Origin of the sequence: Clostridium bornimense (assembly GCF_000577895.1) — a bacterium.
GTDB lineage: Bacteria > Bacillota > Clostridia > Clostridiales > Clostridiaceae > Clostridium_AN > Clostridium_AN bornimense.
The window spans coordinates 85,383-98,674 of record NZ_HG917868.1 but is presented as its reverse complement, the minus strand read 5'-3'; the positions used below and the strand labels follow the sequence as shown (position 1 = coordinate 98,674).

8 protein-coding genes are annotated in these 13,292 nt (G+C 28.5%); 3 read left to right on the top strand and 5 right to left on the bottom strand.

What is annotated here, in order from left to right:
• Positions 1-174: 174 nt before the first annotated feature.
• Both CM240_RS00475 and CM240_RS00470 read left to right on the top strand, forming a co-directional pair.
• Positions 175-921 (top strand): polyphosphate polymerase domain-containing protein, encoded by a 747-nt coding sequence (locus CM240_RS00475; RefSeq protein WP_242838484.1) that lies wholly within the window; start codon positions 175-177, stop codon positions 919-921.
• Positions 915-1,601 (top strand): DUF4956 domain-containing protein, encoded by a 687-nt coding sequence (locus CM240_RS00470; protein ID WP_044035748.1) that lies wholly within the window; start codon positions 915-917, stop codon positions 1,599-1,601. Before CM240_RS00475 ends, CM240_RS00470 begins: the two co-directional genes overlap by 7 nt.
• 119 nt (positions 1,602-1,720) lie before the next feature.
• On the opposite strand, the gene CM240_RS00465 is transcribed toward CM240_RS00470, so the two are convergent.
• Entirely contained in the window at positions 1,721-2,755 is a 1,035-nt protein-coding gene (locus CM240_RS00465) for a M42 family metallopeptidase (RefSeq protein ID WP_044035747.1), read from the bottom strand.
• Between the two features lie 116 nt (positions 2,756-2,871).
• Between CM240_RS00465 and dhaS the strand changes: the two genes are divergently transcribed.
• The gene (dhaS, locus tag CM240_RS00460) at positions 2,872-3,420 is read left to right on the top strand and encodes a dihydroxyacetone kinase transcriptional activator DhaS (protein WP_044035746.1); all 549 of its coding nucleotides are present in this window, start codon (positions 2,872-2,874) and stop codon (positions 3,418-3,420) included.
• 320 nt (positions 3,421-3,740) lie between these two features.
• Here dhaS and CM240_RS00455 read toward each other — a convergent pair whose 3' ends face one another.
• The 4 genes from CM240_RS00455 to CM240_RS00440 form a co-directional block, all read right to left on the bottom strand.
• Positions 3,741-6,935 (bottom strand): ligand-binding sensor domain-containing protein, encoded by a 3,195-nt coding sequence (locus CM240_RS00455; RefSeq protein ID WP_051483607.1) that lies wholly within the window; start codon positions 6,933-6,935, stop codon positions 3,741-3,743.
• 136 nt (positions 6,936-7,071) lie between these two features.
• Positions 7,072-8,517 carry an RICIN domain-containing protein gene (locus tag CM240_RS17120; protein WP_084485329.1) on the bottom strand — a complete coding sequence of 482 codons (1,446 nt, stop codon included), beginning with the start codon at positions 8,515-8,517 and terminating at the stop codon, positions 7,072-7,074.
• Positions 8,518-8,763: 246 nt separating this feature from the next.
• On the bottom strand, positions 8,764-11,133 hold the full coding sequence (locus CM240_RS00445; RefSeq protein ID WP_084485328.1) for a M6 family metalloprotease domain-containing protein: 2,370 nt from the start codon (positions 11,131-11,133) through the stop codon (positions 8,764-8,766).
• A 184-nt stretch (positions 11,134-11,317) separates the two neighbouring features.
• Positions 11,318-13,018 carry an ABC-ATPase domain-containing protein gene (locus tag CM240_RS00440; RefSeq protein WP_044035745.1) on the bottom strand — a complete coding sequence of 567 codons (1,701 nt, stop codon included), beginning with the start codon at positions 13,016-13,018 and terminating at the stop codon, positions 11,318-11,320.
• Between the last annotated feature and the right edge of the window lie 274 nt (positions 13,019-13,292).

The following is a 13,292-nucleotide window of genomic DNA, read 5'->3' as shown; positions in this document are numbered from 1 at the left end:
TCATCTTTAACCTAAATAAAGGATATACCAAAAAACCATATACAAACTCCACAATAGCTATAAAATTCCTTAATAATCTTCACATAATCTTTAAATTGCCTACACAACAACTATATTTTGTAAAACTATTATGTTAAATAAAGTTAACATTACATAGAAAGTGAGGAGGTTCTATTGATAAAGTCATTCAAACGATATGAAAAGAAATTTATTATAAGTAAAGATCAATATGATCAACTTATACCTAAATTACTTAATTATATGAATATCGATAAACATTGCATTAATAATACTTACTCTATATATAACATATACTATGATACGAAAAACAGTGATGTAATAAGGCATTCTATCTCAAAGCCATATTACAAAGAAAAGCTTAGACTTAGAAGTTATACCATTCCAGAAAAAAATACTGATACGGTTTTTCTAGAACTTAAAAAGAAAATTAATGGTATTGTAAGTAAACGTAGAGCTGTATTAACTCTAGAAGAAGCTACAAACTTCTTAAAATTTAAAGAAAAACCTGAATGTAATGACTATGTAAGTAAACAAGTCATTGAAGAAATTCATTATTATCTATCTCATACAAAAATCCAGCCCACTGTTTATATTGGATATGAAAGAATAGCTTTTTTCGGAAAAGATAATTCCGATTTTAGAATTACATTTGATTCTAATATAACTACAAGGAGACATGATCTCCATTTACAATCTGGTATGTATGGGCAAAAAATTTTGCCTAACGATGAATATCTAATGGAAGTTAAAATCTTAGGTTCAATTCCTCTATGGTTAACTAGAATATTTTCCGAATTAAAGATTTATAACACTCATTTTTCTAAATATGGCAATGAATACATGAACTTTTGTAAACAAAAAAATAATAAAATAATAATAGCGAGGGAAATAACATGTTAGAAACAATAATAAAATCAACAACAGGAGAATCTTTTACTTTTACTAATTCATTAATTGTAATATTTACATCTATTATACTAGGAGTAGTAATCTGTGCATCTTACATGAAAATACACAAGGAAGAAGTATATTCACAAGGTTTTACGACAACTCTTATTATGCTTCCTGTAATAATATCAATAATAATTCTTCTAGTAGGAAATAACGTAGCTAGAGCTTTCAGTTTAGCCGGTGCCTTTTCTATAATAAGGTTTAGAAGTGCTCCCGGAAATTCTAGAGATATTGCCTATATATTTTTCACTTTAGCTGTTGGACTAGCTTGTGGTATGGGATATATAGGATACGCTATTATTTTTACAGTGATATTATGTGCAGTTATGTTCATATTAAATATCACAAAATTTACTGAACCAAAAACTAAAATGATGACTTTAAAAATAACTATCCCAGAAGATTTAAATTTTGATGGAATATTTGATGATATTCTTAATAGATACACTACATCATGGAATATTTCTAGAATAAGAACAAGAGATTTCGGATCATTATTTGAAATAAATTATGATCTTTCAATAAAGCCTGAAATTAATCAAAAACAATTTATTGATGAGATAAGATGTAAAAATGGAAACCTAAATATATCTTTAACACGAGGATCTAGTGGTGAAAATACATTTTAAATCAAGGACTTGCTTACTATAACTCACTGTGCACTAAAAGAGGCTGTCGCCTGCAAATTTTTATTTGCTATTGCGACAGCCTCGTTTCAAAATTCCTCCTAAACATACATAACTATCAGTTACACTAAGTATAAATATAACAACTTGATAGTGTTTTCAATAGCACTATAATGTGTTCTTTCCATTCCATGTGAAGCATGAACACCTGGTCCTATAAGAGCTCCTCTAATATCATTTCCACCTTTTAATGCTGCTCCTACATCTGACCCATATCTAGGATATATATCTACTGCGTAACTAATATTATTATCTTTAGCTAAATTCACAAGTTTAGTCACCATATTATAATCATATGGTCCTGTTGAATCTTTAGCACATATTGACACATCATATTCTGTACATGATAAATCAGAACCAATACATCCCATATCTACAGCTATCATTTCTGTTATGTCTTGTGGTATATACGATGATCCATGTCCAACTTCTTCATAAGTAGATATAAATATTTTAGTAGTATATTTCGGAATTATATTTTCTCTACTGATAAGTTCTAATAATCCCATTAATGCTGACACACTTCCTTTATCATCTATAAACCTAGATTTTATAAACCCACTTTCTGTTATAGTAGTTTTCGGATCTATAAAAATGAAATCACCTGGGCATATTCCTAATGCTTCAACTTCTTCTTTATTTGATACAACCTCATCTATTCTAACTTCCATATTATCTAAGTCACGTTTCTTACTCGCTGCATCATCGTAAACATGAACTGAAGGACTCGTACTTAAAAAAGTTCCAGTATATATTTTCCCATCTCTTGTTCTTATTTTACAATACTCTGAATCTAACGTAGGAACTATCGGACCTCCAAGCAATGTAAATTTTAATGTTCCATTCGATGTTATAGACCTTACCATAGCTCCTAAAGTATCTACATGAGCTGATAATCCTATAACTTTTTCATTGCTGCCTCCAGGCACAGTAATAATTCCGCAACCTTTATTTGTAGTCTCAAAATCATATCCAAACTGTCTAACTTTATCTTCTATAAGTTTTATAATATCAAAACAGAAACCTGTTGGACTATCAAAGGTTAAAATCTCTTTTGCTGTATCTAGTATATATTGTTTATTTATTGAAATATTCATCTTTCTTCCTCCGGAGTTTTATCATTCTATATAAATAATATATCATAAAAATTTCACGATAATACATAAAATAGTTGTATAATTACTTATATATTACATAAAATTGGAGGTACAAAATGTCTCTCAGCACCAAACAACAATTGGCTAATGCATTAAAAGTTTTAATGTTAACAAAGTCTCTCGAAAAGATTACCATAAAAGACATAGTAGCTCATTGTGGTGTAAATCGTCAAACTTTTTACTATCACTTTAAAGATATATATGACCTACTCCGATGGATATACAAAACAGAAGCTATAGGTAGTATTTTGGACTATAAAACCTACGAAACATGGCAACAAGGTTTTCTTAAAATATTTCAATATGTTGAAGATAATAAAGAGTTTTGCATGAATACCTTTCATTCTATGGGAAGAGATCATCTTGAAGATTTTCTACATAGCGAAGTTTTTTCTCTTGTGTTAAATGTAGTAAATGAAATATCTACGGAATATCCTATTGCTGATGATTCTAAACGTTTTATCGCAGATTTTTATACTTTTGCTTTTATCGGACTTTTGACCTCTTGGATGAAAACAGGAATGAAAGAAAAACCCTGTGAGATAATAAAAAAATTAGAAAAACTAATTAATGGTACTATAAAACGAGCTATATACAAATATTAAAGAATTTTTACTATAAATGAAAAAATTATGTTATAACTCCAAGCTACAACTTACATGAGAATTTTAATAACCCATAATTCAAGCGACATGCCAGTACAACTGGCATAAGCCCTCTGTAATAACCTATTTAGAAAACTTAAACTTATTAAGAAACTCAGCCCAAATTATGGGCTGTGACTTCGCATTTACAATTTCAGAAATTCTGCAAGAATTTCAACCATCACTGTGCACTAAAAAGAGGCTTCGCCTACAAATTTTCATTTGCTATTGCGACAGCCTCTTATTAAAACTCTCTTTCTTATATATCTCGAAATTTTAATCTAAATAATCGGTAAAGTTATTATGAATTTACTTCCTTTATTCACTTCACTTTCTAACTTTATTCTTCCTCCATGAAGTTCTACTAAATATTTTACTAAAGTTAGTCCAATACCACTACTACTACATTTTACAGTTTCAACGCCTTCTACTTGCGAAAACCTATTAAATATGAAACTCTGATCTTCTTCTGATATTCCTATACCTGTATCTTCAACTATTATATCTACTTCATTGCCTCTATCTTTTATATAAAGATTAATCTTTCCACCTTCTGGTGTAAATTTACTTGCATTAGCTAATAAATTTATTGTACATCTTTCTATTTCAGTAGGATCACAATATACTATTTTCTCTTCTATTTCAGGATCAATTATAAATTCAATTCCTTTCTCTTCAATAAAGTTACTCATATTAAGAGCAGCTTCTTCTACAATATATACTATGTCCACTCTTTCTTTATTAATTTTATAATTACCAGTTTCTATCTTTGAACTATCTACTATATCATTTATTACTTTTAATAGTGTGTTAGAACTTTTCTCAATTATTTTCATATATTCTGAAGATTTTTCCTTTGTGATTCCTTGATCTTTATTTAATAAATTAACTAATTGTACTGTAGATAATATAACATTCAGCGGAGTTCTTAACTCATGAGATAAATTCACAAAGTACGCATTTTTAAACTTCTCATTTTTAATTATTTCTTTATAAAGTTTATCATTTTGTTGTAATTGCATATTTAACTCAGCAGTTCTTTTTTTAACCATACCTTCTAATATCTTTACATAATCCCACACAAATGCCACAATAATTAAAAATACTATAATATATATTATATATGCTACCGGCGTTCTCCAATACGGTCTTTTTATTAGTATCTTAACATTAGTTACATCACTAACATTTCCATTTATATCAGTGGCTCTTACTTTAAAATTATATTTTCCTGGTGACAATAAAGTATAATTAACACTGTTTTGGGAGTCACAACATATCCACTTTTCATCTAAACCTTCTAACATATAGTCATACTTAATACTATCTATATTTTTATAGTTTGGACTAAAAAAATTAAATTTTATATTATTCTCATTATATTTTAATTTTATATAATCTTTTTCAAAATAATTCTTTTTATTATTAACTGTTATACTCTCTATTACAACATTATTATCTATAAATGAATCTTCCAGAATATCTTCAGGATTAAAAAATATTAAACCTTTAGAACCACCTAAAAATATTAAGCCATCTTTTCTCTTGAAATCTGCTCTAACATTGAATCCCCCTACAAAGATTTCGTTGCCCTCAATATAATTATTGAACTTACCAGTCTTTATATTTAACTTGCTTATTCCCTTATCCGTAGACATCCAAATATTTTCGTCATTATCTAATAATACACTATAAATATAATTATCTATAAGTCCATCCTTTTCTGTATAATGATAGAACTCCTCTGTATCAACATTAAATTTAACTAATCCTATATCTGTCCCTATCCAAATATTCCTAAAGCTATCTCCTTTTATAGAATTTACACTTCCATAATTTTTTAAATTTCTATTTATATGCTTAACATATCTTTCTTCTACACCATTTTTTTTACTAAATTTTATTAGTCCTCCAGCGACCCCTCCACCAAGCCATAATATATCTTTATCATTTGAATCTTGATAAATATCTACTATATTAACAGCTGATATTCCATAAGTATCAAGATTTAACTTATATTCTATAATCTCACCTGTGACCTCATTGTAAGAAATTAATCCATTTTTAGTCCCCATCCATATATAATCTTCATCTTTATATAATATATTAACATCAATATCATATTCTTCATCTATTCTAAAATTTTCTATATCTCCAGTAACTTTATTTATAAGACTTAGTCCTTTATCTGTAGCTACTAGTATGTTATTTTTATTTGTTTCTACAATAGATCGTATATTGTTGCTAATTATACTATTTTCATTATTTTCATCATAATAGTAACTTACTACATTTCCTTCTAAACTATTAATAAATCTTATACCACTATTTTTAGTACCTATCCAATAATTGCTATCACTATCCTCAAATATATCCGTCACACTTATATTTTTCAACTTTTCACTACTTAAATATTCTACATTTAATAAATTAAATTGCTGACTTAAGTTTATTATATTAACTCCATTATCAGTACCAATCCAGATAACACCATCTTTGTCTTCAAATAAACATGTAATATAATCACTAGAAATAGATTTTGGTTCATATATGCTAGTTTTATAGTCACTCCTTTTACCTGTATTTTTATCATATTTAGTTAATCCCTCTACCGTTGCAAACCAAATATTATTATTTTTATCACTCATTATTTGATTTATATGCATTCCAAATTTACTATCTATATCATATTGATTATAAATATCTTGGTTTTTGAAACTAAATTTTACAACACCATCTTTTGTGGATATCCATATATTTCCGTTATCATCATTTTCCATATCATATATATATTTATTCCTCTTTTTAGTATTGCTTTCAAATTTATTTGTTTCTTCCACAAAAACATTAATTCCTTTTTTAGTTCCTATCCATATATTTCCGTAATCATCTTCTTCTATTCTCGTTATATAATTACTAATTAAAGTTTCTCCTTCTATTCCATCTGTAGTATATTCTCTTATCTCTCCTGTCACAGTATCATAAATATTTAATCCACATTCAGTACCAATCCATATCCTTCCTTTAGAGTCCTTATACAAAGCTGTTATGTTAAAATGAATAGTACCTTCATTATCAATGATTTTATTAGGTACTCTAGTTATTTTATCTTTTTTTATATCTAATATATTTAATCCGCCACTAGTTCCTATCCACATATTCCCACTATCATCTTCAATTATCGACGATATATAATTGGAACTAAGACTTTCTTCATTTCCTATTTCATTATTATATATCTTTATATCATGTCCATTATATCTATTTAGCCCATGAGCAGTTCCAATCCATATATATCCTATACTATCTTGATATATTGTAGTTATATTCCTATTGGATAACCCATCTTTAACATTAATTTTTTGAAAGTTTATTTCATAAACTTCTTTCCCTCTAATAATATCGCTTTGAATAATTATCATAATTACAAAAATTAATAACTCAAATAATGCTACTCTTCTTATAAAGTTTTTCATATACTTCTCCATCATTAATTATAGTAAAATAATATCCCACAATATATTATACGTATTTCGACATTTTTCATCAATCATTATATGTCAAAAATAAAAATGACAATCTTATCTTCATAAGATTGTCATTTCTATTATTTTACTCTTTAACTAGTTCTAATTCCCATTGCTGACACTTATTAGAGTTAATTTTCCATTGTTGAACATTAGCTTTCTTAGATTTACTTGCATTCTTTACTTCAATAACTGACTTTCCATTAGATGCTCTTGTTACTATATTAAACTTACCATCTCCTAAATGCTTAAATTTGAATTGTTGATTTTTAGCATTTTTATCATTATATAATATTACATTTGTTCCATTACTACTTTTCTTTCCTTCAATATCTACTACCCTTTTAGCACTTCCTACTTGTGATACTAATTTATAATATCCATCACCAGTACTTACGGCTTTAAATACTTGAGCATCTTCTCCGTTTCCAGGATATTGTTGTATATTAGTTTTGTTTGCATCTTTCCCATTTTTAACATCTAAATATTGACCACTATTTACATTTTTTATTCTATAGTATGCACCGTCTTTAACTTTAGTAACCTTTGTAGTATTTGTAGTTTCGCTAGTATCGGTATTATTATTAGTTGTTGAATCTTCCACTGCTTTTTCTGGGAATCTAGTTGTATCTTTCTTTAATTGACTCCAAGTATAGCGTAATAACCAGCTATCCCATTCTGTTATAGTAGTAGAATCTCCAGCCCACATAATAGTATGTGTTGGGAATCCACTTGGTGGTCTATCCGCATCTTCATAGAAATCTGGGAATCCAAAACCATGTCCTATCTCATGTTCAATAATATGACTTTCACCATTAGCATCTGAACTTAAGATATACTCATCAGAAACACGTTGTCCCCAATCTCCACCTGCTCCACCTTCAAAATTACTTGTACCCCATAAATACATATCAAAACGTTTGTCTAATCCTCCTGGATATGAATAACTAGAATCTTCAAAATGATCAAATCTTGATAATTCTGTAGGTGCCACTGGTAATTTTGATGGAATACTTGAATTTGAATTACTTAAATCATCATTGATATAATCGGTATATACCTTTTCATCAGATTGCTTATCTAGTATTAATGAAGCATCTGCACATGCCCATCCTACTACATTTACATCTATTTCATCATAAGGCCATCCATCATAACCTTTAAGATACTTAGCCCAATTATTAATCTGATTACTAATCATTTTAGCTATGTTCTTACGTTGTTGTAATGTGACACTTTTATTTGATTGCCAACGTACCACATAATTGAGTGTCCCATTACCTGCATATATTTGATCAAAAATTGTATTTTTTCTATTAGTTGACCCTTCCTTAACCATTCTATTATTCCAAACCCATTCAATAGAAGATTTATAATCAGAAGGCATAGAGCTTAGTGTTATATCTGTTGACTTAGTTACTGATGCAGCTATAGTTCTAGTTTCTGTTTGAGCAGATACTGTAACTGTTCCCATTGAGCTAGTTAGCATTATTGCCGACATTACCATGCAAGTTAATTTGCGTTTATCCATCTTACTCACTTCCTTATTAATGCTTTTCGACTTTTTTCTTCCTTTTATTTATTTATATGACATTTATGTGTCGTTTTTATGTAGTTTTTGTAAATAATTCCTTTGGATATATCATCTATACATATAAAAGTAATTCATATAATAACCTTCATTATTTTTATAAAAAAACATAGGGCCAAAAACCCTATGCTTCTCTCTAACTTAAAATTATTCTATTTTATCTCTTTCTAATATCCATTATCAGCATTACAACTTTAAAAACTTGAATATTCTCTCTAATAATTTTTTAATACTAAAGTGTTTTCCATTTTTATCTTTTGAATCATCTGATGTAACTGTATCCTTTGTATCATCTGTTGTAGTCGTATCTTTTGAATCATCTGATGTAGTTGTGTCCTTTGTATCATCTGTTGTAGTTGTGTCCTTTGAATCATCTGTTGTAGTCGTATCTTTTGAATCATCTGACGTAGTTGTATCTTTTGAAGTGCCATTAGCAACTTCTCCATAAACTTTCCACTCAACTATACCTGTAGATGATCCATTGTTTGAATTCATTTCTACTGCTATAGTATCTGTTGTTATAGTATCAAAAGTTGTTGTATTAAACTTATTTATATCTACACCTAATCCTTTTGCATTCGATACATATTTCCAATTACCATTATCCATATACTTTATCTTATATGAAGATGGCACATCTATTCCTAAATTATCTTTAAACCAATATAAATCACATTTAGATATTTTATATTTTTTATCAAATTTATATTGTACCCATTGAGTATCTGTTTCAGGCCAATTCCCATAAACATCATGATTTCTATCATTAGAACTTACAGGTACAAAACCATCATTTAAAGCATTTATAGTTTCCCATGATGAACAATATGATGTTGTTACAGTAGCTTTAGCTGCTATATTACCATCATCAGTTACTGCTGTATCATTATTACCACTATCATTTGTTGTATCATTTTCAGTAGTATTATTATCATTATCAGTACCACTACTTGTACTATTTCCTGACTTAACAAAAGTCATAGTTTCTCCTATAGCACTTATATTTGATATATCTAATCCAGATGAAGTTTTATCCCACCACTTAGAATTCGGACTACTCGTATCATTAAAAGTATCATTATAACCAGAGTGGAATAAGTCTCCATCAGCACCATAGTTAACTTTGTTCTCTAATTCCATCTTATTATCTGCTTGTACAACTGAAAGTTCATAATGTTTTGCTTTTGATGTTTCTTGATTTGAATTACTTCCGTTTTCATCAACATGCCAAATCATAAGTCCTTCATCAGGCATACTTTTGTATCTTCCACTCTTCTTAATATTTTCAATCAAATAATATTCATTTGAATTTTCTCCTGACCATTTATATACTGGTTGTGTTCCATCTGTACTAGAATTTGCTGTTACCTTATATCCATCACTATAAGAGTTTAAGTCTATTACTGAATTCCATCCTGATATTACATTTCTACAATATGGATCTGGTGGTGCTGGATTTTTAGCATCTGAAATAAATGACATAAGACTATATATACCACATCCACCAGTTTTCCCTGTATAGTCATATAAATCCGGATATCCGAAAAGTAGATGTCCATTTTCATGACAAACAGTATCTAATGCTAATTCACTTCCTATATTGCTCATTTGATATAATTGAATTTTTGCACCATCTGCTGTAAAAGCATTAGGAATATATCCTTGATGAGGCCATAAACCTTTTGACCACCCTGCATCAGCATTTCCAGCATAAAGTATATTCACACCTTTTACCATACCATTAGAGTCTGTAGTTAATTTTGAAAAATCAAAGCCTGTTGACTTTAACCAAGTTAACGCTTCATTGACTAATTCTAGAGCTTTACTATAGTCACTTTCATTTACATTATCATAATAAGATTTAGGATTTTTAGCGGTATAAAATTCAGTTATAGTATTTTCATAAGTAACTTTTCCTCCTGATACATCATAAAAATAATCTTTAACTGATCCATTATTAGAATATCCTGTATACCCAGTTTGATTAAAAAAATTATTTATTTCTGATTTTGATACACTACTCTTTTCATCTGGGAATTCTATAAGAAGTGTTAATCCATTAATTGTTTCAGTTTCTGTATAATTTGATTTTGCCTTAGCACTTGTACTCATAACTTCTTCTGCTACTTCTTCTATAGCCTCTGCATTAAGTTCTTCTTTTACTTCTTCTCTTTGTTCATCCATATATTCTTTATCTATTTTTTCATGCTTAGATAATTTTTCTGCACTACTTAAGATTCTTTTAATAACAGATGGAGCTTCGTATTTTTTTCCTGTATAAACTTTATCTGTAGCAATATATTCTGAATTGTCATCACTTACTTTAGCATAACATATCCATCCATCTTCATTTCTACAAAGGGTATATCCATCAATACTTTCTATATGTTGATAATATTCATCACCTGTAATTTTTACTTTTACTTCTGTATTATCTGGTTGTTTTAGGATAAATTCTTTATTCTTATAAGCTGCTGCATCTGCTGTACCACTTATACCTAAACATAGCGTAGCAGTAATAACAATACTAAGTAAACTTCCTTTAAGTTTTTTCATAGCATCCTCCTTTTTTTACTTTTTTCTACATTTTTCTTTTTCTTTCCTATTTATACCTTTTTATTATGTATTTTTTATGTAGGCTTTTAATTTATTGGTATAAACAAATGGTTTTTACGCTCAAAAAAAGGATATTGCAAGATTTTTGTAGAATCTTGTAATATCCTTTAATAATTCTATATCCTCATATTTTTAATTTTCTATATCTATTATAAGCAGCCATTATCTCCTGTTTCCTTGGCATAGCTAAACTTCCCCAGCCACCTTTCATTTTTTCCATAGATATTAATCCGCGCTCATTTATAGTATCAATAATCAAGTTTACCAGTTCACCAAATTTTAAATTTCTATCCATAATATTTTCTTCAGTCCACTTCATAATAGATCCTATTGAATTCAATTGTTCTCCATCTACTATTTGCTCAACTGCTCTTAAATCTATATCTTCTCTATTTATACTTATACCATCTTTACCAAAGGTTTTTATCTTTATTCCTTTATGACCTGCTTCTATTGTACCTTTCTTTATCTTTCTGCTAAAATCTATATTTATCTTAAGATTTCTTTCTTCTATCCTTGATAAAACTACACCTCTCATTAACCTTTTAGCTTCTTCGCTTACATCTTTAGCTTCATAGTTATCCATTTGAATAACACAATCTGCCACATCAAAAAAATCTCCTGAACTTCCTACTACCATAATTGTAGATATATTTTTTTGACTATATAAAGGTTTCACAACTTCTATAAATGGCGTTATAGGTTCTTGCTCTTTTGCTACTAACTTTTGCATTAATTCATCTCTCATCATAAAATTAGTAGCGGAAGTATCTTCATCAATTAATAATACATTAGTCCCACTTTCTATAGCTTCAACTATATTGGCCGCTTGTGATGTACTACCACTAGCATTTTCCGTAAAGAACCTCTTTGTATCCTTTCCGCTAGGTATATTATTAATAAATAATGATATATCATCTCCAGTTACTGCTCTTCCATCTTCTGCTCTAATCTTAAATGCAGTATCATCTGTTATAACAAACTCTCTCCCATCACCATTTATATGATTATACACTCCAACTTCTAAAGCTTTAAGTAAAGTAGATTTACCATGATATCCACCACCAACTATAATTGTTATTCCTTTTTTTATACCCATACCTTTTATAATACCTTTATTAGGTGTATTAAATTCCACCTCTAATGTCTTTGGTGATACAAAAGGTATTGCACTCTTTAAAGGTTTATCTGATACTCCACTCTCTCTTGGTAATATGGACCCATTGGCTACAAAAGCTACTAATCCTTCTTCTTTCATTTTTTCTCTTATAAACTGTTGATCTTCACTTAATTTAACTTTACTAATAAGTTGATTTTTATTTAAGTTATTATATATTAAAGAACTTTCTACTATAGAAGGAATTACATTGTATATTATTTTTTCTAATTCCTTTGCAAGTACGCTTCTCCCTCTAGCAGGAAACCCTACATAAAATCTAGCTTCTATTTTCTCTCTATCTATAATTATAGCTGTTCTCTCTAAAACCTCTTGCGTACATTTACTTATAGATATTAACCCGCTCTTGCCAGATCCAAATATTCTTTCACCTTTCTTATATATATTGGAGTAAAACTCTCTTGTTATATAATCTGCAACAGCTATATTCTTATATTTTTTATCAATAAGCTCCATCGGTATTTTAGCTACATTTTGATCTACTATAACCCTAACTCTTGATGGTGATGCAAATGGATCTCCTTGCACATGATCTATACTTAAAATATAATCTTTAAACTTATATTGCCCTTCCAAATCCTTATAAGCCTTATATCCTCTTCCATCAATACTAATTAATTTTTTTCTTAATTCTTCTGAACTCCTCATTTCTACACCTTCTATATAAATAAACTTATTTTTATAATCATGTTTATAATTTTATCATAATAAAATTAATTATCACATATTATATAACTGTTTTGTCTCTTTTATTCCATCTATGTATTTTTATAGAAATTACTGTCAATACTCCTTCATTAATTTCACAAATGACGTCTTTCCTTTCATTTCTTGCAAATTCATCATTTATTGAAAATATTGGATTTAATTGTTCCACTATACTAAATTTTATAATAAAACATCCTGTTATGTAAACGAACAC